This is a genomic window from Martinezella paranaensis (genome assembly GCF_014200235.1).
Classification (GTDB): Bacteria; Pseudomonadota; Alphaproteobacteria; order Rhizobiales; family Rhizobiaceae; genus Rhizobium; species Rhizobium paranaense.
This window is the reverse complement of the sequence record NZ_JACHBI010000005.1, coordinates 61794-83445: the sequence shown is the minus strand read 5'-3', so window position 1 is coordinate 83445 and position 21652 is coordinate 61794. Positions and strand designations below refer to the sequence as shown.

Sequence of the window (21652 nt, the reverse complement as noted above, 5' to 3'; positions counted from 1 at the left end):
GAATATAAGGTCATAAGACAATGAATGCCAAAAGGAAATCGGCTGAATTGCGCAGCGCCAGATGGTTCGCGCCCGACGACCTCAGAAGTTCCGGACATCGCTCGCGCACCATGCAGATGGGCTATGCGCCGGAGGAATGGGCGGGCAAGCCTGTCATCGCCATTCTCAACACCTGGTCCGACGCAAATCCCTGCCACGCGCATTTCAAGCACCGGGTCGAAGACGTGAAACGCGGCATCCTTCAGGCTGGTGGCTTTCCTCTCGAACTGCCGGCGCTATCGCTATCCGAAAGCTATGTCAAACCGACGACCATGCTCTATCGCAATATGCTGGCGATGGAGGCGGAAGAACTGCTGCGCTCGCATCCGGTCGATGGTGCTGTGCTCATGGGCGGCTGCGACAAGACCACGCCCGGTCTTGTCATGGGCGCGCTCAGCATGGGCCTGCCGATGATCTACCTGCCCGCCGGCCCGATGCTGCGCGGCAATTTTCGCGGCGAATATCTGGGCTCTGGCTCCGATGCCTGGAAATTCTGGGACGAACGCCGCGTGGGCGCTATTTCGGAGAAGGAATGGGTCGAAGTCGAGGCCGGCATTGCCCGGTCCTACGGCCATTGCATGACGATGGGCACGGCGAGCACGATGACGGCGATAGCCGAGGCACTGGGTCTGACCTTGCCCGGAGCGAGTTCGATCCCGGCCGCCGACTCCAATCACATCCGTATGTCTTCCGCCGTCGGCCGCCGCATTGTCGAGATGGTCTGGGAAGACCTTATCCCCTCGAAGATCGTCACGGCCGCCGCCGTCGGCAACGCCGTCACCGTGGCAATGGCGACCGGCTGCTCCACCAACGCAGTCGTGCATCTGATCGCAATGGCCCGGCGCGCCGGCGTCGACCTTACACTGGACGATCTCGACAAGGCAGGCCGCACGACACCGGTGCTTGCCAATATCCGGCCGACCGGCAAGACCTATCTCATGGAGGATTTCTATTACGCCGGCGGCCTGCGCGCGCTGATGGCAAAGCTCGCCTCCAAGCTCGATCTCTCTGCGCTGACCGTCTCCGGCGTCACCCTCGGCGAGACCCTGGAGGGAGCAAAGTGCTACAATGACGACGTCATCCGCTCGCTCGACAATCCCGTCTATCACGAAGGCTCCCTCGCCGTCGTGAAAGGTAATCTTGCACCCACGGGAGCCGTCATCAAGCCGGCCGCCTGCGATCCGCGCTTCCACAAGCATCAGGGACCAGCCCTGGTGTTCGACAGCTATCCGGAGATGAAAGCGGCGGTGGACGATGAAAATCTCGCCATCACGCCCGACCACGTCATGGTGCTGCGTGGTGCTGGGCCGCAGGGCGGCCCCGGCATGCCGGAATGGGGCATGCTGCCGATACCGAAGGCACTGCTGAAGCAAGGCCATCGCGACATGCTGCGCCTGTCCGACGCCCGCATGAGCGGCACTAGCTATGGAGCCTGCATCCTGCACATCTCGCCGGAGTCGCATGTCGGCGGCCCGCTGGCGCTGCTGAAGAACGGCGACATTATTCGCCTCGATCTCGAAGCAAGGCGGATCGACATGCTGGTGGATGCGGACGAATTGCAGCGCCGGCGCGAAGCCTGGGTCAAGCCCGCCGAAAAATTCGGCCGCGGCTACGGCTGGATGTTCGCCCGCCATGTGGCACAGGCCGACACGGGCTGCGATTTTGATTTCCTGGAAACCGGTTTCGGCCCGACGCCGGGCGAACCCGATATTTATTGACCGCAAAGGACATATGTCATGAGCAACTACGTGCTGAGCAGCGAGACCCGCAACAAGCTGATGGGCGTTGCCACGCCGACGATCGCCACGGCACTCTTCAAGCGCGGCCTTCGCAATCAATTCATTCAGGATGTCCGCCCACTGTCGCCGAAGAAGGCGAACATGGTCGGCCAGGCCTTCACGCTACGCTACATCCCCGCGCGTGAAGACCTGAACACGCTCGAAGTTTTCCGCAACCCTGAGCATCCGCAGCGCGCGGCAGTCGAAAAATGCCCACCCGGCGCCGTCCTCGTCATGGATAGCCGCAAGGATGCACGCGCGGCTTCGGCGGGTTCGATCCTGATATCGCGGCTGCAGGTGCGGGGCGTCGCCGGCGTCGTGACCGATGGCGGTTTTCGCGACAGCCCGGAAATCGCCAATCTCGATATTCCCGCCTATCATCACCGCCCGTCCGCGCCGACAAACCTGACGCTACACCAGGCCATCGAAATAAATGGACCGATCGGCTGCGGCGATGTCGCGGTTTTCCCCGGTGATGTTCTCGTCGGCGACAATGAGGGCGTGATCGTCATCCCCGCCCACCTTGCCGATGAAATCGCTGATGAGACTGTCGAGATGACCGCTTACGAGGACTTCGTCACCGATGAGGTTTTGAACGGCGCGACCATCATCGGACTTTATCCGGCAACCAGCGACGCGCCGAAGATCAAGTTCGCCGAGTGGCGAAAGCAGAGAGGCCGCTGATTGGTGTCTATGCCAACACGCCGAACCGAAATCCCGTCACCTACAGCGACGGGATAGTATTCCAATAAAATTATTGGATAGTAATAGCTTATCCGGCCAAGCTCATCCGGTTCCGGAGGCAGCTTTCATCGGCATCGGCTGAAAAATTCAGCGCTTTGGCCGCCGTAGGTCGTGCCCTTTCCAGACCCGAAGCGGACAAGGAAATCGGCGGTGCTTTATCAACCTCAGTCTTGACGTTGCCAACTATGAGAACGCCGGTCTATTCAGACTCCACGGCCTATCTTTGCCATCAGAATTCGATTCTACAGGAGCCATAAGCCCATGTCCGTGACACGCGAAACCCTGGTTCTGTCCCATGCCGGCGCAATGCAGGCTCTTGTGGCGGCGATCGCCCATGCCGAGAAGATGGGTATTCCGCAATGCGTATTCATCGTCGATGCCAGCGGTGAGACCATCGCCAGCATCCGGATGGATGGCGCAAAATATCTGAGCATGCACACGGCTCGCGCCAAGGCCCGCACGGCCGCCTCGATCAACGCGCCGACCGGCGCCATCTCCTTCGAATCCGCTACGGCTGCCGGCATCGCCTCGCAGGGCGGCGTCACGCATCTGCCGGGCGGCCTGCCCATCCGCTTCGGCGGCCGGCTTGCCGGCGCGATCGGCATAGGATCGGGCACGGGTGATCAGGATTTCGAAGTTGCTCGCGCCGCGCTTGCTGCCATTGGGGCCGATGCCGTTTAAGATAAGCTTCCCCTCAGTCCGGCCGCTTGCGAACGGTGCGTGTCGATTTCTCCGGCACCAATATCTCGTCGGCCGGCCTTTGCTTGGCCGACAATAGCGAAGAAAATTCGCGGGCAACAGTCTCGGCCTCTCCCGGAAGATTGCAGGGGTCAAGGAAGAGTTGTCCGCGTGCGACCTCCTGATTGCGGACGATGATCGGTATCTGCACCCGGGCAGGGCGGTGGCAAGCCCTGCCGCCGTTCGGCCGGAGATTGAGGCGCTTCCTGATCGGCTGTCCAGAGCCTTTGGCGGTCGCAACCATGGGCTTCTAGCTATGAATTTCGATAATCGCTTCGATTTCGACAGTGATATTGTTCGGCAGCGAACCGACGCCGATCGCCGAGCGTGCATGCATGCCGATATCGCCGAAGACGTCGACGAATAGATCCGAACAGCCGTTGATGACCTTCGGGTGTTCGCTGAATTCCGGCGTCGCGTTGACGAATCCCAATAGTTTCACGATCTGCTTGACCTGGCCGAGATCGCCGATGCTGGCCGTCAACGCCGATAGGAGATTGAGACCCGTCAGCCGCGCATGCTGGTAAGCGGTTGCGACATCCACATCCTGTCCGACCTTGCCCGTGCGGAGCGTACCGTCGGCATCCAGAGGTCCCTGCCCCGACATGAACAGCAGCGAACCACAGCGGACGAAATTGCGAAAATTGCCGATTGGGGTCGGCGGTGTGAAGAGCTCCAGGCCGAGAGCCCTCAACCGTTCATGAGGCGTCATCTCCTTGCTCCAGTTCGATCTCAGACGGCCGGGGCCGCATGGAAGCGGGATAGGAAAGCCTTCAACCGTTCATTCTCGGCCACAAGGGCCGGAAGGTCCTTCGGGGCGCCCTGGGCGGACACTTTTCCGTCGGCCATGAAGACGATGCGGTCACTGGCATCCCTGGCGAAGGCGATCTCGTGGGTGACCATGAGCATCGTCATCCCCTCCTCCGCCAACTGCCTGACCACATCGAGAACTTCGTTCACCAGCTCCGGATCGAGCGCCGAGGTTATTTCGTCGAGCAGCAGGATCTTGGGGTCCATGGCCACGGCGCGCGCGATGCCGACGCGCTGCTGCTGACCACCAGAGAGTTCCGACGGGAGATTATTGATGCGGTGTCCGAGGCCAACGCGATTGAGCCAATGTTCGGCTATTTCCCGCGCCTCCTGCTTCGACTTGCCCCGGACCTTCTGAAGGCCCAGCATCACATTTTCAGCGGCAGTCAGATGCGGAAAGAGGTTGAAGCCTTGAAAGACCATGCCCGTTTCGGCGCGCATGCGTGCCAGATCTCTCTCACCGCGGCGCTGCTGATTGGTGCCGTCCCGATAGCCGACTTCGGCTCCATCAATCTGGATCGAGCCGCTGTCGTAGCTTTCGAGAAAATTCACACAGCGCAAGAGCGTCGTCTTGCCGCTGCCCGAAGGGCCGATGACCGAGACCACCTCGCCTTTGGCAACATCCATATCGATGGAATGCAGAACCTTGACGGGTCCGAATGCCTTCGCGACATTGCGTATTCTAAGGAGCGGCGTGGTTGATTGCGTATTGTTCATGACGGTCAATCCCTGATGTAGGAGTATCGGCGCTCCATTCTCCGGCTCAGGCTGGAGAGACTGTAGTTGATCGCGAAATAGATGAAGGCCCCGAGAAGATAGAGCGGCATGGCCTCATAGGTTCGGCCGATCACTTCATTGATCGACTGCATGAGGTCGACGATGCCGAGCAGCGAGATCAGAGCACTTCCTTTCACCGCATCGGTCACGCCATTGATCCACGGCGGCAGAAAGCGGCGGGTGGCCTGCGGAAAGATCACGTAGCGCAGGCGCTGCACAAAGGTAAGGCCGATGGACATGCCGGCTTCCATCTGTCCCTTGGGAATGGAGAGGACAGCGCCGCGCACATATTCGACCACCTGCGCCGATTTGAACAATGTCAGCGCCACAACACCGGCCCAAAAGGCGACGATGTGCAGACCGAGCGCCGGGAAGCCATAGTAGACGATGAAGATGAGGACGAGGATCGGAATGCCGCGGATGCAATCGCTGAAGAAGCGCACGACGAGCTTGACTGGCCAGGGGCCATAGATCAGCCCGACGCCAAAGACGATGCCGATGCAAAGCGACAGCGCGACGACGATCGCGGAGACCCAAAGCGTGATCAGCAGGCCTTTCAGCAGAAACGGCAGAGCATAGAGGATCGCAGCCATTCTAGCGCTCCACCCTGAAATGACCTTCCAGCCGCCGCAGGCCGAACAGGATGAGATAGCCCGTGACGAGATACATCAGGGTCGCGATGATGTAGACCTCGACGATGCGGAACGTATTGAAATTGATCCATTGCGCTCCGTATGTCAGCTCAGGCACGGCAATGACCGAGGCGACCGATGTATCCTTGAACAAGGAGATGAAGGTGTTGGACAGCGCAGGCAAAGTAATGCGCGTCATCGTCGGCAAACGGACATAGAGAAGACGCTGCAAGGGCGTGAGCCCGATCGCCTTGCCGGCATCGATCTGTCCGCGCGGCACGGCCTCCAGGCCGGATCGGAATACCTCGACAAGATAGGCACCGGCATAGACCGACAGGGTGATGATGAACGACGTCGTCGCGCTATAGGCGATATTCACCGCTGTCGGCAGGCCATAAAAGACAAGATAGACGAGCAGGATCAGCGGCACATTGCGGATGAACTCGACATAGGCGGCGATAAATCTGCGTGCGATTTTGCCCGCCGACACGTACCAAATGGCGAGGATCAGCCCTATCAGGGCGCCGATGGCGATGGAAATGATCGCAAGCTCAAGACTGAGCAGTAGCCCGCCCCACAGCTTGTCAATGTGTCGCCAGATAAGATTGAAATTCAGGTGATAGCCCATACCGGCCGCCGTCTCTTGCTATGCGATCGATGTCTGCTGCGGAGCCAGCGCCAGCCGAGGCCGCGCTGGCTCCGTTCAGATCAGATGGTCGGGAAACCCGGCTTGCGCACCGGCGCATCCAAGCCGAAATACTGCTTGAAGGCAGCGTCGTAGAGTGCCGATTCATGGCCGAACATGGCGGTGTTGAACGCCGTGTTGACGAAATACAACCAGTCGAGATCGCCCTGACGTACGGCGGCGCCGTAAAGCATGGCATTCCACTGCTTGCCGGCGTCGAAATAACGATCGGGCGTTCGCGATGCGAGCCAGCGTACCGTCGACAAATCGACTGCGGCGGCATCTGCGCGCTTGGCCTCCAATGCCTGAATGACGTTAGCCTGCGTGTCGATCTGCATGACCTGCGCATCCGGCATAACGAGGTGAACGGTCTGTTCCGCGTCCACGTTCTGGAGGATGGAAATGCGCGTGTTACTGCCGCCGGCCAGGAGCTTGTCAAAGGTCTTGTTGTCTGCGTCCGGACGGGTCAGTAGGGCAACACCTTCGACATAGTAAGGCCGGGAAAAGTTGATGAGCTGCGCGCGCTGCGCCGTCATCGTCATGAACTGGATGGTAATGTCGACCTTGCCGGTGACGATGTTCGGAATGCGCTGCTGCGCATCCTGCTTGACGAATTCGACCTTGGTTTCATCGTCGAACAGGCCCTTGGCAAGAATACGGCCCATGGTGATATCCATGCCGACCAGTTCGCCGGCGTCGTTCTCGAAATGCCAGGGAGCATTGGTGCTGCCCGTGCCGACAATCAGATGACCGCGATCCAGGACCGTGCGCAGCAGACTATCGCTGGCCGCCTGAGCCGCCGCCTCTTCGCTGCTGGCCATCAGGCCAACGGCTGTACCGACTGCCAGTCCACCCAGGCCCAGCTTCAAAAAATCACGACGCTGCGAAATATCGTTCATGTTAGCCTCCGCGTTTGAGATAGAGTTCCCGCATGCAAGCTTGTTTCTCAAGCTTTTGTCTTATATATAAGACTCATTTCTTATATTTAGGACGATATACCGATTTCGGCGCTGGCGCAATGCCAGAGCGGCAGCAATGGAGCATTTTTGCCATGGTTTCGAACGACGAAGGTGCGCGAAAGACCCGGGAATCCCACGGACCTCGTGAGCGCGGCATCGATAGGGTCTTGAAATTGCTCGCTTATCTGAACAAGGCCGGGCGACCGGTACGGCTTGCCGACCTGCCGAAGGCTATCGACGCACCGCGATCGACCATCTACGATCTCGTCGGCATTCTCTCGGATGCGGGTATTCTGGAGACCAACGGCAGCGACAATAGGGTCTATTTCGGCAAGCTGCTCTATCTCTACGGTACGCGCTACCTGCAGGAGAATGACATCATCATTCGCGGCAGAGAAGCCGTCGAGCGGCTGTCGAAACAGACGGGCGAGACGAGCGAGCTCTGCGTGCGCCATAGGAACAAGCAGGCGATCGTCCACGCCTCCCCAGGTTCCCGTCCCCTCCGCATCAGCTCGGAGATCGGATCGCAGGTGCCGATCCCTTGGACGGCATCGGGACGATTGCTGCTGTCACATATGTCCCAGGACGAAATCGGTAAGTTGCTGGAGGAAGGCGACTTGACCCTTCCCGACGGGCGTGCAGTCGAGCTTGAGGATTTCGCTCGCGAATGCAGCGAGGCCAGGAAAAAGAAACTGATCGTCACGACGGGACTGATCAATAGCTTCACGCAATGCATGGCCGCTCCGATCTGGAACTCGAACGGCATCGTCGAAGCGACGATCTGTTTCGTCCTGCCGATCGATGTTTCCGGAGATCACAAGACGGCTTTGGGCGCAGAACTTGTTCGTACTGCCGAAGCTCTTTCGATCGGCAACAGCCATTTGGCTGCCGCGCAATAGGCTCCCGGCGGGATCTACTGCTCCCTCACCAATTTGAGGACGAGCTGCTGGAGATTGCCGCCGTCGCTGAGTTCGGTTTTGTCGAAATCCCGGGCTCGCTGCCGTTGCTTGTTCGAAATCTCGGACAAGCGCTTCGTCAGATCGTTCCTGATCTTGCGGCAATCGGGATCAGCGGTGGCAGTCAGGCCAACGCTCATGGCCTCGATCTCCTTCACCATGTCCTTGATCATATCGCCATGCACGAGTTCATGCTTGTGCACGCCGGCGATGAAGGTATCCCAACTTTTTCTTGTCGAGACCGGCAATTGCTCTGCCGGTTTGGGCAACGTGTAGGTGATGATCAGCTTCGGTTGTGCGGAAACCAGGACGCAGGCATCTCCCTGCGGCTCGTACTTCCTCGTCCACGTCAGTTTGAAACCCGTGTACGCGATAGCGCGAACTTTGCTTCCAACCTCTGGGCCTCGCCCGCCGATCGATTCGTAGAGTTCCGCGCCCGATTTCCCGGCAACGGCATAGGTCTTCACCGTTTCGATGGCCTGCCATTGCGCATGCGCCACGATCGGCAATGACGCAAAACAGACCGCCAGCACACAAGATCGAACGCCTGCCTTCATGCAAATCCTCGCGAACCGCGCCTCAATGCGGGTGAAACTACCGGCTGCAGGTTCCGCTTTCAATCGGGCTATGAGAATTCAGACCAACTTGCACCGTTCAGAAAACCAAGGACGAATGCAGCAGTTCTTCGGCCTCCTGCCGGCTCATATGAAAAACCGCCTTGCCGATCTCGAAACCGAATCCGTTGCGGGCGAATGCTGATAATTCTTTCGTCTTTCGCTTTTCATCGAGTTCACCTCTCCGAAAAGGTCCGAAGGCGCGTTTACGGGCAAAGATGACGGCCGCGACCAAATCGTTCGTAGCATCCAAAGCCGCCGCCACCGTATCGTTCTCTATGCCTTTCGAAGCGAGCTTGTAGGCGATGGCCTTCCTTGACTTGCCGGAGCGGACCGCGGACCGCGTGCTGATCTCGGCATAGGCGACGTCGTTAAGAGCGTTCTGGTCGTAGGCGAATTTGATGGCGAAGTCAGCGACGGCCTTGATCTGCGCATCGCTGATGCCTTCGAACTTCTGTTTCGCTTTTCTCGCAATGGCATCGAACAACTGCTTCTCGGTCATCATCTTGCGTTCAAGACGATAGACCGTCGAATTGCGTGCCCAGGCCAGCATTCGGGTTGTGGGAGTTTCGTCCATGGGCGGAAGATGTTCAGAATCGGCGAAAAGGAGATTCGGGGTTAAGGGTCTTTACGTCACGCACCCCGCTTTCGCAATGAATTCGCTTTCCCCGTAACGACGCGTCAGACCAACCCCTCGTGTTGACGAAGATCATCTCCAGCCAATTAAATCCATCTCACCAGGAGCAGTGCAGCTTATTTCGCAAACCCACTTGGTCACAGCGGCGTGATTGGCTATGGTTGCATTGCGGCCCCATGCTGAAGCGTGGAGCGCCGAACGTCATTCGATGGCCGGAGGCCGTCTCAAGCACAACATCGCTATAGATTACGGGGCTCTCGCTCTGCTGGCCGCTTTGCGGATCGGGTGCAGGTGCTCCACCAGAGGAGGCAGGAATGGATTATCGCAAGCTCGGCCCCAGCGGGGCTGTCGTCACTGCATATTGCCTTGGCACCATGACCTTCGGCGCGGAAGCCGACGAAGCCGCATCTCACAGTTTGTTGGACGACTATTTCGCCTGGGGCGGCAATTTCATCGACACCGCCGATGTCTACAGCGCCGGCAAGTCGGAGGAGATCATCGGTCGCTGGCTGAAAGCGCGGCCGACCGAGGCGCGGCAGGCAATCATCGCCACCAAGGGACGCTTCCCCATGGGCACTGGGCCGAACGATATCGGTCTGTCACGCCGGCATCTCAACCAGGCTCTGGATGACTCCCTGCGGCGCCTCGATGTCGAACACATCGACCTCTACCAGATGCACGCCTGGGACGCGCTGACGCCGATCGAAGAGACGCTGCGTTTCCTTGATGACGCCGTCTCTGCCGGCAAGATCGGCTATTATGGCTTCTCCAACTATGTCGGCTGGCATATCGCCAAGGCCGTCGAAATCGCCAAGGCGCACGGCTATACGCGGCCGGTTACGCTTCAACCGCAATACAACCTGCTTGCCCGCGATATCGAGCTTGAAATCGTCGCGGCCTGCCAGGATGCGGGCATGGGCCTGCTGCCGTGGTCGCCGCTCGGCGGCGGCTGGCTGACCGGCAAATACAGGCGCGACCAGATGCCGACTGGCGCAACCCGTCTCGGCGAAAATCCCAATCGCGGCAGCGAATCCTATGCGGCACGCAATGCACTGGAGCGAACCTGGGCGATCATCACCACCGTTGAGGAGATCGCCAAGGCACGCGGCGTCAGCATGGCGCAGGTAGCCCTCGCCTGGACGGCGGCGCGCCCCGCCGTGACCTCCGTCATCCTCGGCGCCCGCACGCCCGCACAGCTTGCCGACAATCTCGGCGCTGCGGAACTGACGCTGTCAAAAGAAGAGATGGACAGGCTCAACGACGTCAGCGCACCGCAGTCGGCGGATTACCCCTACGGCAAAGGCGGCACCAACCAGCGTCACCGCAAGATCGAAGGTGGCCGGTAAGATTTAGTGTGAGGGCTTACGACGTTGCGCGCAAAGCGCCCGCCTTCCGGCGGGCGCTCTATTTTTGTAGGGATCGTTACGCCTTGAAGAAGGCGAGCAGGTCGGCGTTGATGACATCGGCATGGGTGGTGGCCATGCCATGCGGGAGGCCCTTGTAGACCTTCAACGTCGCGTCCTTGAGCAGCTTGGAAGACAGAAGCGCCGAATCCGCGATCGGCACGATCTGGTCGTCGTCGCCATGCATCACCAGTACGGGCACATCGATCTTCTTCAGGTCCTCGGTGAAATCAGTTTCCGAGAAAGCCTTGATGCAATCATAGTGAGCCTTGGCGCCGCCCATCATACCCTGACGCCACCAGTTATCGATGACGCCTTCCGAGACGGTCGCACCCGGACGATTGAAACCGTAGAACGGGCCGGCCGGAATATCATGGAAGAACTGGGCGCGATTTGCGGCAAGCGCGGCGCGGAAGCCGTCAAACACTTCGATCGGCAAGCCACCGGGATTTTTCTCGGACTTGACCATGATCGGCGGAACCGCACCGATCAGCACCGCTTTGGAGACCCTGCCGTTGCCGCCATATTGGGCCACATAGCGAGCAACTTCACCGCCGCCAGTCGAGTGACCGACATGGATGGCGCCCTTCAGATCGAGGTGAGCCGCCAGCGCTGCGACATCGGCGGCATAGGTGTCCATTTCATTGCCGGTTGCCGTCTGGCTCGAGCGGCCATGACCACGGCGATCATGGGCGATAACGCGGAAGCCCTGGTTCAGGAAAAACAGCATCTGCGCGTCCCAGTCGTCGGCGCTCAGCGGCCAGCCGTGATGAAAGACGATCGGCTGACCTGTGCCCCAGTCCTTGTAGAAGATCTGCGTTCCATCCTTGGTCGTAATCGTGCTGCTGCTCATAGTGTCCTTACCTTTCGTAGACTGTTTTACGGGAGAGGCTTGTGCGGTTTGAGCGAAGGGCATGATAGCCGCCGTAGCGGCCAGGCCGAGTCCGGCCGTCATGACACCTCGGCGCGTAGCTTGATTGATCGACTGGCTCATTTCAATCTCCATTAATTTAATATCGCGCTATTTGTTATTGCGATATCTATCTACTTAGAGCCGTTTCGAGCCGCTGTCTACAAAAATTTATCGCGATATCTTTTTTCGTGATATAGGAATGACGAGCACAATTGGAAGATACCCATGTCGGAACCCAAACCCGTCCCCTTGGACAATCAGCTTTGTTTTTCGCTCTATGCGGCCAGCATCGCTATCAACCGCACGTACAAACCGATGCTGGATTCAATGGGCATCACCTATCCGCAATATCTGGTCTTATGTACGTTGGGGGAGAATGATGGGCTGACGGTCGGCGCAATCGCCGATCGGCTCGCACTGGAATCGAGCACGATTACGCCCCCGGTGCAGCGGCTGGAACAAGCTGGTTATGTCGAACGCCGACGCAGCAAAATCGACGAACGTCAGGTCCATGTTTGGCTGACGGAAGCCGGCCGCGCGCTGTTTGCCCGGAGCCGCTGTCTTGGCGAGACCCTGACGGAACGCTCGGGCATGACGCCCGCCCAGTTGGATGCATTGAATCGGCAAGTTCGGGAATTGCGCGAGATGCTCGGCGGAGAGCAATAAACCCTACATGGCCGGTACGAACTTCCAAAACACGCCCTCATAGCGTTCGGGATAATATTTGAATTCGCATTCGAAGCGTCGGCCATAGGCCTCGGCATTGTCGAGGGCTGCCTTGCTGACCGGGTTCATCCCGGTCCCTGGCGCAAACCAGTCTTCAAGCAGGTCTTCGGGCACATAGGCACCAATCCGGAGCGGCAGCTTCGTCAGCACGTCGTTCATCTCTTCGGGAGGCATTGTCTTCTCCAACCTGAAACGTTGATGATATCGGACGCCGCCAACCGGAGAGATTTGCTCCGCTCGTTGGGCGTTTGACGGTGTCACCTATACCGCCGCCAGTAGCTCCGCCCTCAGACGGAGCCGTCCGCTCAAATTCTACTACAGCGCGTCGTCCGCGAAAATCCGAAGGCTTAGTGCGGTATGGCCTTGCGAGGCAAAGTGAGCGCCGGCATGTCTGCCTCTAGGCACGCAGCAAGAAAGGCTTCACGCGCGACGATCGAGGGGATTACGCCACTCAATGCCCCGCGGCAGGTTTTGCCTGCGCGGTCATACTGCTTTCCGTGCCGAACCGGCCACTCATGTTCGAGGAAATCCAGGGCATCGTATGCGCCGGAAAAACTGCGCTCCAGACCGCATTGCAATCGAATGATGACAGGCCGTATCCAGGGAACATTGTTGTTCAACATTTTCTTCCTCCCGTCGAATGCCGTCCCACATCGCTCTGATCTGTGAATATTGCCTGGTCTCACCCATGTTCAAGGGAGACTGGCGGCATTTGGCTGATCCACCTCTTCCGAGGACCTCGTAAGTGCGCGTCCTGCAGACTTTGCAGCACGGATAGAAACCCCCGCTTGTAAAGACTCAAAGCCTCGGAGTAAGCTGCGATCGTTTCACGCACCAAAGGAGCCATTCGTGGCCGACGAGCTCCATCATATGGAGTCAGCCGCTACCGCTGAGGATGACGAAGGAGGCCGCCCAAGCGCGGCTGCAAGGGAATGCTTCGCCGTCATTAAGCCAATAAGATATTTCAGCACGACGATGAAAAAACCGCTTGAATTAAACCTCATCCCTCACGGCTATTCCAACGCCGTCACACCGATAGTTCGCACCACATGCTCGTAAGACAAGGTTCTCATCGTAACGAAAAGATCGACCGCGGCCTTGCGGGCTCGCTTGCCGCCATCGCTGGCGCGTTGAACGCATCGGCTTTCTATGCCGTCGGCTTCTTCTCCGCCAACATGACGGGCAATGTCTCGGCGCTCTCGGATGATCTGGCCATTGGCCATTGGCTCTCGGCGCTGTTCTATGCCGGGATCGTGGTGGCGTTCATAGTTGGTGCAGCAGTGTCGACGCTGATCATCAACGAAGGCCGCCGCCGCAACGTCCATGCCATTTACGCCTATAGCATCCTGACGGAGGCTGCACTGCTTGGCCTTCTCGGCTGCGCGGATCTCTGGCTGCTGGCTGTCTGGCGTGTGCCGGTTCTCGTTCTCGGTCTCGCATTCCTAATGGGCGTGCAGAATGCCGTTGTCACCCGCATCTCCGATGCGCGCGTGCGCACTACGCACGTATCCGGCATGGCCACCGATCTCGGTATCGAACTTGGGATCGCCTTCGACATTCTGCGTGGGCGCGAGCCCGAGGCCGAGGCGCGGCACAATCTGAGCAAGCTCCGGCTGCATTTCTACACAATAGCCGCCTTCCTGATCGGCGGCATTCTGGGCGTCCTCATCTACCGCGCCGTCGGCGGCTACCTTCTCATTCTAGCCGCGACCTTGTTGACGGTGATCGCGTTGGATGCAATTCGGCGGGCAAAAGGAGCTGCGTCGGCTGTGGGCACCTTCCCGTCTGACATACATCGGTGAGTCCGCAATCTCTTCCAATGCCGTGGTCCGGGGAGACGGCCAAAACTGGCACCCAGCCATATTGGTATAAAAAAATCTTTAAGAACAATACAATATGCAAAGTTATTGATCTTAAACAATAACTTTAGGAAAGCGCAGATTGAGTTTAACAAGCTCTCCTACTCACAGGGATAAAATGGCATCAACGCGCTGACAGTTTTCAGCCTGTCAACACGTTGAACAGGAGATGAGCCGATGGCAGGCCATCAGCCGACGGAAAGGGAACGCGGCTCGTAGCCCGGCCGACGTTCCCATATGCTGCCCACTTAGGCCGACGGCTGTTTCGTTTTGCGAAGGTAGGGCAGAACCGTATCGAACGAGCCGAAGCGCGTGATGGCGTCTTCGTTGGATACGGCGGCCGTGATGATGACATCTTCGCCCTGCTGCCAGTTCGCCGGCGTGGCGACCTGATGCTTTGCCGTCAACTGAATGGAGTCGATGGCGCGCAGGATTTCGTTGAAGTTGCGGCCCGTCGTCATCGGATAGGTGAGGATCAGCTTGATCTTCTTGTCTGGTCCGATGATGAAGACCGAGCGCACGGTGGCATTATCGGCAGGCGTGCGGCCTTCCGAGCTTTCGCCGGCACCGGCTGGCAGCATGTCATAGAGCTTGGCGACGTTGAGATCCTTATCGCCGATCAGCGGATATTCGACATCGAAGCCGGTCGCCGTCTTGATGTCGCTCTTCCACTTGCTGTGGCTTTCGACCGGATCGACGGAAATGCCGATGATCTTGACGCCGCGCTTGGCGAAATCCTGCTCAAGGCCTGCCATTGCCCCCAGCTCGGTCGTGCAGACCGGCGTGAAATTCTTGGGATGCGAGAACAGGACTGCCCAGCCGTCGCCAAGCCAGTCATGAAACCGGATCGGTCCGCGGGTGGTGTCGGCGGTAAAGTCGGGTGCGATATCGTTGATACGCAGGCTCATGGTGGTCCTCCCCATAGTGGCTCGTCGTCCCGGCAAAATTGCTGGCGACGAACGTCGAGTTAAAAAATGTACCGCAGGATGCCGCCTAATGCATTCGAAGAAAAGTCCTCCTTTAGGCGGTAGCCACAGACATGGACCTTCGCGGTCTCCGGTGTCTAGCCCGCGCCTTCAGCATCTCCAGCAGCCCGTACCCACTCGGCCAGCGTCCGAAGCCGCTCGCAACATTGATATGTCCCGCAAGGCCGATATTCCGGATATCGGAATTCCAGAGGTGCCCGAACATCGTAAGACGGTCAAGCGTCATGTATATGTCGTTCAGGCTGCCGATCGTCAGGCTGGGAAAAGGCAAGGTCGCGGTGGGCATGGCTCCGAAAGAAATATGCCCCGCATGAAGCGCCTCGGTCGCCGGAAGATCGCAGGGCGCGACGAGCAGCGCTCCCTTGACACGGCGCGCCGTCGGCCGATCCGCCAGCCGCGCGGTCAGCAGGCAGCCGAGGCTGTGGGCAACGATGTAGGCCTCTCCCGCCTCCTCCAGCGCTGCGTCAAGCTTTGCCATCCAGTCGCGAAGGTTCGCATGATCCCAATCGTCCTGATCCACCAGGCGCCCGTCCGGCTGATCCTGTAGCCAATAGTGCTGCCAATGTCCCTCTCCCGATCCGAACAAGCCCGGCAAGATCAACACTCTGCTCATCGTATGCCCATCAAAGTGCTTTGGGGAAACCGGCGGAGGACATACTGACTGTCCCGCGCGAAGGGTCTGAAATACAGCGGAGAGAGCATCAGAATACTCCCATCACAAACGCGAATAAAAATATGAAGGACGAGGCAACGGAGCAAACTTCGAGGCCGTAAACGAGATGGGATCGAATGTCGTCCGGAAACCGTCTTACGACCGGTCGTCGCAGATCGAAGGCCAGTGCCATAAGTGCCTCCTCTCAATACCAGGGCGCCGGTGCGGAGCACCAGTAATAGAGTTCGTAATCGCTCGCCGATGGATAACGGCCGTCATCCAACGTGATCGGTCTTTCGACAGATGCTCTCTGAACGCCCGGCTTGCCCATCCGATGAAGCGCAAGACGGCTGAAGATTGCCTTCAGGCGGCTGATGAAATCGAATTTCATGCGATCCTCCATCTCGTTGATCCACGCCTCGTCGGCCAAAGCCTTCCGCCTGCCGGCCATCCGGAAGCTGCCAGCCTATATTCCCCATAAAAATAGTAGATAAAAAGGAACGACCATCTTTCCTTGCAAGGAAAAGGGGAAATCTGTTCTCGAACAGCGTCACATTCGGGGGGTGTGCGATGCAGGGCTTCGGTGTTCGCGCCGCGCAGACTAGATCTATCCGCCGGATCACCCGATCGAACCGAAGGCGCTAATACATATTAGCGACTATTTGGATGCCCCGCCATGTGGCAAGTATTCAGTGGAATTCGGGGCGGTGCTGAGTCGAAGAATTTCGCGCAGCGGCAAAGCGGACAGATGATTGCTTTGCGGCGGACTGAATGAAGAGAACTCGCCGCTATCCGCCAGAGGGCAGCGAGTTCTTTTTCATATTCTGCATTGGTTGTGGAGCAGGCGTTGCTGGAACGGCGGCGCTTTTTTCGGATACGCCCGCCACTTGTCTCGCCACCCAGAGGGGGCGTGATGACGAAGAAGATCTCATCAGAACTCAACCAGGACATCGCCGCCCTCGATATCCATCCGGGCGCCACTTCCTCTCGGCAGAAACCGCAACCGCGCGGTTGAAAACGGGTTCAACGGACTATTTCAGACCAAATCATCGTTGCTACCGTCTTGGAAGGATGCTTTTTCAATGGAAAATCAGCCGGTCAACCTTATTCTTGCCGCGCGCGCCGCCTTCAGCCAAGCAGCGGCCCTGGCTGTACAATATAGCTTCTCCATCGCCGGCGCCGTCATTCTTCTCATCGTCGGCTGGATTCTGTCCGGAGTTTTCAGCCGGTGGGCCTATCAAGGTCTGTCGAGAATCCATGGGATCGACGAGACGCTTGCCCGCTTTTTCGAAAACGTCCTGCATTACAGTATTCTCATCTTTGTTTTTGTCGCCGTACTGGCGCAATTCGGCATTCAGACCGCGTCGATCGTTGCCGCTCTCGGCGCTGCAGGCTTGGCGATCGGCTTGGCGCTGCAAGGCACGCTTCAAAACATTGCAGCCGGTATCATGCTTCTGGTGCTCAGGCCGCTGCGTGTTGGTGAATATATCGAGACGACCAATGTCGAGGGACGCATTCTCGAAATAGGCTTGTTCGCGACTGTGATGAAGACAGCCGACGGCCTCTACCTGATGGCTCCGAATTCAACGCTGTGGAATACGCCGATCAAAAATCACAGCCGCGAGGTCAGCCGGCGCCAGCAATTGTCGGTCGCTGTCGGCAACGATGTCGATATCGACGTGGTGATGCAGGCGATACTCGAGCTCGTCAGATCGGACGAACGGGTGCGAAACGATCCACCCTCCCGCGTCTATTCGGACGATCTCACCGCCGACAAGACGGTATTGATGATCGAATACTGGGCGAAAACGAGGGAATGGTCGGAGACGCGCCATGCCGTGATCGACCGGCTGAGACGAGGCCTTGCAGACAAGGGCATCATGCTCAAGTAAAGCACCGAGCGTTGCATCAGCCGACGACGTGCCGTGTTAGGAATTTTGTGGCGAATGAACAAAAGGCGGGCCGGTCAAGGAACATACTCTCCCCACGTCGATTGATAGGCGAAAAGGAGATGACCGATGGCAGATGACAGACCGACCAATTCGCCAGCAGCCGATGAATCACAAACGGCGGAAGCACCAACAAGAGATCTCGAAAAGGAAATCAGAGAGCGGGCCTACTCCATATGGGAAAACGAAGGCAGACCAGAAGGTCGACACCTCGAGCATTGGGAACGTGCAGAAAAACAGATCAATGGTGAGTTTCATCTCGATAAGACCGAGATCGAGGGCGACGACGTGCCAAAATTGGATGCGCCAAGGGAAGCAGCCGCCGAACATACGGACGCATTTCTGGTAAAAGGCGATCTTGAAGACGCGAACGAACGGACCGCTGCGCCAGGTACGCGGGAACAGCCTTAAAGCGACACCGCCGCAATCATCTTTAGCTCGACCGCAGCTTCATGGCTCTTTGAGCGCGAGCATTTCAGGATGATTTGCCGACCGCTTCTGCATATTCGGCAAATGTCCTGGCTCTCCCCAGGCTCGACTCCTCGTTGGCGAGCAGCAGCAGACGAATGGGAAAGAGCATGGCCTTTCGATTGGCTTCCGATAGGCCGCGGGCCTCGCCGTTGACGCCTTGCTGTGCACGTTCCAACGCCTGCTGCATATCGCTGCGAGAAACGATGCCGCTGTCGACGAGAAGGGCATTGATTGAAGCGACTGCGGTGAGAAGACCTTCAAGTTGGAGATTGGCAGTGTTCAAGGTTCGACTCCTTCGCCGATGAATTCCACTGGAGCAACGACGTCGTTTAACGCGACGCCTCCGTCGGTGAATTGCATGATCTCCCTTCGATGAGAGATGGCTATAACGATAGACTATTCATGTAGTTCCGGCCACCAGCAGTTCCTGCCGCAGCAGCCATTCGCCGGTTATCGATGGCATTGCCACGATGATGACCGATTTGCGTGTTGTTCCCTTCTCCTCCGGCAATGGGACCGCTTACAAATGGAATGGATCAATCGTTACATCGATCAGCCGCTGCTCGATGGCGCAGCCAATTGGCTTCGAGCGTGGCATGTTTATTCTGGTCAGCCTCCAGAGCGGCTCGAGCCGACCTGGCACCTTGCCGTGCTCCTGTTTCTTCTGATTGCCGCTGAACATTTTCTTCACGGCTCCGGGCTCCTCCTCAGCATTTCAGCTCTCATCATGCTGGCGCTTCCCTCCCTTTGGAAGCTCCTTTTTTCGATGAGAAAAACCGATACGTATGGCCGGCGGGAATATGCGCGCCTTAGGACACATGCCTTCGCGAGACGAGAAGCGGAATGGTCGGTGAGAATGACCGTCTTGTTCATGTCCGCCAGTCTGCCCTTTTTCGCCGGCGCCGGCGACTCCGTGGGCGCGTATTTCTTGTTCGGAGCAAATATTTGGTTCGTTCTGACCGCGCCTGTCAAATTCTACCTTCAGGCAGCGGAACCACCAGAGCCCAATGAGGGCGACAGATCATTCCAGCACGCGCTGAATTTTGGATAGCCAATGAACGGTTGCCGTCGGCCCTGTTCATCGCCGGCATCTATGTGCGTCACCTGAACGATCGATACCTTGACCAAGCCGAAAGGTCAGCTTGGCCCGGGCATGACGTTTCGGAACCAATACCGAAGCGCTCCGTTATCTCCTACATCAATCGAAAGGAGAGCACGATGCTTTACTATGCTCTGGTGTTTTTTGTTGTGGCGCTGATTGCCGGCATTCTCGGATTCGGAGGCATCGCAGGCGCCTCTGCTTCGATAGCACAGTTTCTATTCTTCATCTTCTTGGTCTTGTTTATCGTCTCGCTGGTTATGCGGGTCGTGCGGAGACCATAAGACCAAGAAAGAAGCGGCCACGTCATGGCTCGGCTAGGGAACTACGCCTTTTGTATAGGGTGTAGTTCTTTAGCGGAGCTTTCTAAAACTCACTGGAACTTCCCCACATCATATCGGTTTGGACGCAGGTGGCAGGGGGGCGCCACCGGGTGTCGCATGAACCAAGCAGCGATGCCCTGGCCCGTCGCGTGCTTGCCCAGCACCGCGGCGGGCCTAAAGATTGGCGGACGAGAAGCCATTCGATGATCGCTTCGTGCGAAGAGGTTCACTCTCACAAAAAAGAAAAAGCCCTATCCGCTCAGGGATAGGGCAAAAGATAGTCCAGCAGTCGGGCGCGGGCACGTCCGACGGTTGATTTAAAGCATATTTTTATGACAACTTCTATACGTTATTTGACCCATACCAATCGGGTGCGGCACACTCGTCGGATTTTCGTAAGTCTGTCTAACCGGTCATTTTCGCCGTTTACAGCAGGTCTCCCTACCGAACAAAGATAGCCAAGCTGCGTTATCTTCCCATAACGCAACCAAGATAGCGAGGCGGAAATTATGGATTGGAACAGAGTCGAAGGAAACTGGAAACAGGTTAAAGGCAAGGTCAAGGAGCAGTGGGGTAAGCTCACCGATGACGACCTCGATCAAATCGACGGTCGCCTGGATCAGCTCGAAGGCAAACTCCAGGAACGCTATGGTTTGCAAAGAGATCGCGCACGGCGCGACATTGACTCCTGGTATAATCGACAGACCTGGCACTAACAGGTCGCATTCAGCAATTGCCCCGCTTCTGCGGGGCTTCTTTCGATCTCAAACACCGAGTTCGAATGCTGGATCGGGTTGACGCAGACGCCGATCGACCGAATGGAAGTTCATGGATATCCCGGCGCTAGAGGATCTTATCCGCTTCCAGGTAGTCCCGCCTGAAAGCGGAGGACGCTCTAGCTCGGTTATTCACGAATGGGGTAGAACAAGCAGGTTCTCTCTGCCGTTCCTCATCGCGATCCGCGCTTTCTCGCGAACGAGCCCTCCCAGGTCGATATCGGGATCTCGTTCCGGGTCCAGACCATCCCAGTCCAGTGCCACCTGCAGCAATGCCATATTCGTCAGGTGGACTAGGTTGCGAAGCTGCAGTGCTTCGGCTGCATCCTTCGCCGAGGAAATCAGTCTGAACATTCTGACAAATTCACGCACTCTCAGACTATCGTCGCTGGGCATGGGCGCCTCCTAATTCGAAACACGAAGGTCACGTTGCTCACGCCGCCATCTCCAACAGTCGTGTGGTAACGGATCGTATTGGCTTGGGGCGAACGTAAAGCGGAGCCGAGACGTTCAGCATGCGCCGCATATTCGCCAGGACACGCTGCGAGACCTCGAAAGCACCACAGCAAACAGGATATTTCCCATATCCGTCGCAGCGGCCAAGTTCGTCGACTTCAGCACCCGCCCGCTTGTACACCCGCTTAAGATAGGGTTCGTAGTTGGAAATCATCGTGTGGATGCCGTGGTCGAGGGCGCATTCGCAAAGTGCGAGCAACAACAGACTGAATGCCCGGCCGGCATCGATGTCGGGAAACTCGCTTGCGATCGCGGCCTCGTCGATGCACATGCGGGTTCCTTCCCAGATCCCCGGCGCAACGAGGTCGGTTGCGGCCGGAAACGTCTCTCTGAAGACATCGTAGAGAAGTGTCGGTCCCGTCGTCGGCATGAGCCTTATCCCGCCGTAGAACCGCACACGCCGCTCATCGCACCAAACAAGATAGGCGGGGCCGAGAGCATCGTAGCTATCGCGTTCGTAGGGGCCGATGACGGTTACGTCCCAGCCAAGCGTATCCGCAAAGATCGTCTTACGAAGGCGGAACATCTGATCGAGGATGTTCGCGTATTTATGATATTCATGAGCTTGAATAACTATGAACATTTTCGCCTCCAACAGTTGCTGTCGTAA

General features: G+C 57.9%; 29 protein-coding genes. 12 read left to right on the top strand and 17 right to left on the bottom strand.

The features are described from left to right. The first annotated feature begins 20 nt into the window (after positions 1-20). The 3 genes from araD to GGD50_RS14120 all read left to right on the top strand — a co-directional run bounded on the left by araD (position 21) and on the right by GGD50_RS14120 (position 3242). The gene (gene araD, locus GGD50_RS14130) at positions 21-1757 is read left to right on the top strand and encodes an L-arabinonate dehydratase (RefSeq protein WP_183937921.1); all 1737 of its coding nucleotides are present in this window, start codon (positions 21-23) and stop codon (positions 1755-1757) included. 18 nt (positions 1758-1775) lie between these two features. Beyond that, positions 1776-2501, top strand: a complete 726-nt coding sequence (locus tag GGD50_RS14125) for a ribonuclease activity regulator RraA (RefSeq protein WP_183937919.1) — start codon at positions 1776-1778, stop codon at positions 2499-2501. Positions 2502-2822: 321 nt separating this feature from the next. Continuing rightward, positions 2823-3242 (top strand): GlcG/HbpS family heme-binding protein, encoded by a 420-nt coding sequence (locus GGD50_RS14120; protein ID WP_183937917.1) that lies wholly within the window; start codon positions 2823-2825, stop codon positions 3240-3242. A 13-nt stretch (positions 3243-3255) separates the two neighbouring features. On the opposite strand, the gene GGD50_RS14115 is transcribed toward GGD50_RS14120, so the two are convergent. The 6 genes from GGD50_RS14115 to GGD50_RS14090 all read right to left on the bottom strand — a co-directional run bounded on the left by GGD50_RS14115 (position 3256) and on the right by GGD50_RS14090 (position 7102). Continuing rightward, positions 3256-3543, bottom strand: a complete 288-nt coding sequence (locus GGD50_RS14115) for a hypothetical protein (protein WP_183937915.1) — start codon at positions 3541-3543, stop codon at positions 3256-3258. 6 nt (positions 3544-3549) lie between these two features. Beyond that, positions 3550-4011, bottom strand: coding sequence for a RidA family protein (locus GGD50_RS14110; protein WP_183937913.1), 462 nt, complete (start codon positions 4009-4011; stop codon positions 3550-3552). Between the two features lie 20 nt (positions 4012-4031). Beyond that, positions 4032-4826, bottom strand: coding sequence for an amino acid ABC transporter ATP-binding protein (locus GGD50_RS14105; protein ID WP_183937911.1), 795 nt, complete (start codon positions 4824-4826; stop codon positions 4032-4034). Between the two features lie 5 nt (positions 4827-4831). Further along, positions 4832-5479: an amino acid ABC transporter permease gene (locus GGD50_RS14100; RefSeq protein ID WP_183937909.1), complete on the bottom strand. Its 648-nt coding sequence runs from the start codon at positions 5477-5479 to the stop codon at positions 4832-4834. Position 5480: 1 nt separating this feature from the next. Beyond that, entirely contained in the window at positions 5481-6146 is a 666-nt protein-coding gene (locus GGD50_RS14095; RefSeq protein WP_183937907.1) for an amino acid ABC transporter permease, read from the bottom strand. Between the two features lie 80 nt (positions 6147-6226). Next, positions 6227-7102, bottom strand: coding sequence for a transporter substrate-binding protein (locus GGD50_RS14090; RefSeq protein WP_183937905.1), 876 nt, complete (start codon positions 7100-7102; stop codon positions 6227-6229). Positions 7103-7254: 152 nt separating this feature from the next. On the opposite strand from GGD50_RS14090, the gene GGD50_RS14085 reads away from it, so the two are divergent. Continuing rightward, positions 7255-8061 (top strand): IclR family transcriptional regulator, encoded by an 807-nt coding sequence (locus GGD50_RS14085; RefSeq protein WP_183937903.1) that lies wholly within the window; start codon positions 7255-7257, stop codon positions 8059-8061. 14 nt (positions 8062-8075) lie between these two features. Here the strand turns inward: GGD50_RS14085 and GGD50_RS14080 are convergent, their stop codons facing one another. Together GGD50_RS14080 and recX are read right to left on the bottom strand one after the other, a co-directional pair. Continuing rightward, positions 8076-8675 carry a DUF922 domain-containing Zn-dependent protease gene (locus GGD50_RS14080; RefSeq protein ID WP_183937901.1) on the bottom strand — a complete coding sequence of 200 codons (600 nt, stop codon included), beginning with the start codon at positions 8673-8675 and terminating at the stop codon, positions 8076-8078. Between the two features lie 97 nt (positions 8676-8772). Then, on the bottom strand, positions 8773-9309 hold the full coding sequence (recX, locus tag GGD50_RS14075) for a recombination regulator RecX (RefSeq protein ID WP_183937899.1): 537 nt from the start codon (positions 9307-9309) through the stop codon (positions 8773-8775). A 374-nt stretch (positions 9310-9683) separates the two neighbouring features. Between recX and GGD50_RS14070 the strand changes: the two genes are divergently transcribed. Further along, on the top strand, positions 9684-10715 hold the full coding sequence (locus GGD50_RS14070; protein WP_183937897.1) for an aldo/keto reductase: 1032 nt from the start codon (positions 9684-9686) through the stop codon (positions 10713-10715). A gap of 76 nt (positions 10716-10791) precedes the next feature. On the opposite strand, the gene GGD50_RS14065 is transcribed toward GGD50_RS14070, so the two are convergent. Continuing rightward, the gene (locus GGD50_RS14065; RefSeq protein WP_210318845.1) at positions 10792-11625 is read right to left on the bottom strand and encodes an alpha/beta fold hydrolase; all 834 of its coding nucleotides are present in this window, start codon (positions 11623-11625) and stop codon (positions 10792-10794) included. 285 nt (positions 11626-11910) lie between these two features. Between GGD50_RS14065 and GGD50_RS14060 the strand changes: the two genes are divergently transcribed. Beyond that, entirely contained in the window at positions 11911-12351 is a 441-nt protein-coding gene (locus GGD50_RS14060; protein ID WP_183937893.1) for a MarR family winged helix-turn-helix transcriptional regulator, read from the top strand. A gap of 3 nt (positions 12352-12354) precedes the next feature. Here the strand turns inward: GGD50_RS14060 and GGD50_RS14055 are convergent, their stop codons facing one another. Further along, positions 12355-12585, bottom strand: coding sequence for a hypothetical protein (locus tag GGD50_RS14055; RefSeq protein ID WP_183937891.1), 231 nt, complete (start codon positions 12583-12585; stop codon positions 12355-12357). A 173-nt stretch (positions 12586-12758) separates the two neighbouring features. Beyond that, positions 12759-13034, bottom strand: a complete 276-nt coding sequence (locus GGD50_RS14050) for a DUF982 domain-containing protein (protein ID WP_183937889.1) — start codon at positions 13032-13034, stop codon at positions 12759-12761. 426 nt (positions 13035-13460) lie between these two features. On the opposite strand from GGD50_RS14050, the gene GGD50_RS14045 reads away from it, so the two are divergent. Further along, positions 13461-14213, top strand: a complete 753-nt coding sequence (locus GGD50_RS14045; protein ID WP_183937887.1) for a YoaK family protein — start codon at positions 13461-13463, stop codon at positions 14211-14213. Between the two features lie 305 nt (positions 14214-14518). Here the strand turns inward: GGD50_RS14045 and GGD50_RS14040 are convergent, their stop codons facing one another. From GGD50_RS14040 to GGD50_RS14030, 3 genes are all read right to left on the bottom strand, one after another. Beyond that, complete coding sequence (locus GGD50_RS14040; protein ID WP_183937885.1) at positions 14519-15178, bottom strand: peroxiredoxin; 660 nt, start codon at positions 15176-15178, stop codon at positions 14519-14521. Positions 15179-15290: 112 nt separating this feature from the next. Further along, positions 15291-15869, bottom strand: a complete 579-nt coding sequence (locus GGD50_RS14035) for an RBBP9/YdeN family alpha/beta hydrolase (protein ID WP_183937883.1) — start codon at positions 15867-15869, stop codon at positions 15291-15293. A 244-nt stretch (positions 15870-16113) separates the two neighbouring features. Beyond that, complete coding sequence (locus GGD50_RS14030) at positions 16114-16299, bottom strand: hypothetical protein (protein ID WP_246451192.1); 186 nt, start codon at positions 16297-16299, stop codon at positions 16114-16116. Between the two features lie 691 nt (positions 16300-16990). Between GGD50_RS14030 and GGD50_RS14025 the strand changes: the two genes are divergently transcribed. Together GGD50_RS14025 and GGD50_RS14020 are read left to right on the top strand one after the other, a co-directional pair. Next, entirely contained in the window at positions 16991-17800 is an 810-nt protein-coding gene (locus GGD50_RS14025; protein ID WP_183937881.1) for a mechanosensitive ion channel family protein, read from the top strand. Positions 17801-17926: 126 nt separating this feature from the next. Beyond that, a complete protein-coding gene (locus tag GGD50_RS14020; protein ID WP_183937879.1) occupies positions 17927-18268 on the top strand; it encodes a DUF2934 domain-containing protein in 342 nt (113 codons plus the stop codon). 64 nt (positions 18269-18332) lie between these two features. Here GGD50_RS14020 and GGD50_RS14015 read toward each other — a convergent pair whose 3' ends face one another. Then, positions 18333-18611 (bottom strand): hypothetical protein, encoded by a 279-nt coding sequence (locus GGD50_RS14015; RefSeq protein WP_183937877.1) that lies wholly within the window; start codon positions 18609-18611, stop codon positions 18333-18335. 243 nt (positions 18612-18854) lie between these two features. Here GGD50_RS14015 and GGD50_RS14010 point away from each other — a divergent pair, with 243 nt between their 5' ends. From GGD50_RS14010 to GGD50_RS14000, 3 genes are all read left to right on the top strand, one after another. Continuing rightward, the gene (locus GGD50_RS14010; protein WP_183937875.1) at positions 18855-19379 is read left to right on the top strand and encodes a hypothetical protein; all 525 of its coding nucleotides are present in this window, start codon (positions 18855-18857) and stop codon (positions 19377-19379) included. A 167-nt stretch (positions 19380-19546) separates the two neighbouring features. Continuing rightward, the gene (locus GGD50_RS14005; RefSeq protein WP_183937873.1) at positions 19547-19711 is read left to right on the top strand and encodes a DUF1328 domain-containing protein; all 165 of its coding nucleotides are present in this window, start codon (positions 19547-19549) and stop codon (positions 19709-19711) included. A 548-nt stretch (positions 19712-20259) separates the two neighbouring features. Next, entirely contained in the window at positions 20260-20466 is a 207-nt protein-coding gene (locus GGD50_RS14000; protein WP_183937871.1) for a CsbD family protein, read from the top strand. Positions 20467-20658: 192 nt separating this feature from the next. Here the strand turns inward: GGD50_RS14000 and GGD50_RS13995 are convergent, their stop codons facing one another. Beyond that, complete coding sequence (locus GGD50_RS13995) at positions 20659-20922, bottom strand: hypothetical protein (RefSeq protein ID WP_183937869.1); 264 nt, start codon at positions 20920-20922, stop codon at positions 20659-20661. Positions 20923-20959: 37 nt separating this feature from the next. Then, positions 20960-21625 carry an acyl-homoserine-lactone synthase gene (locus GGD50_RS13990; protein ID WP_183937867.1) on the bottom strand — a complete coding sequence of 222 codons (666 nt, stop codon included), beginning with the start codon at positions 21623-21625 and terminating at the stop codon, positions 20960-20962. Positions 21626-21652 lie beyond the last annotated feature (27 nt).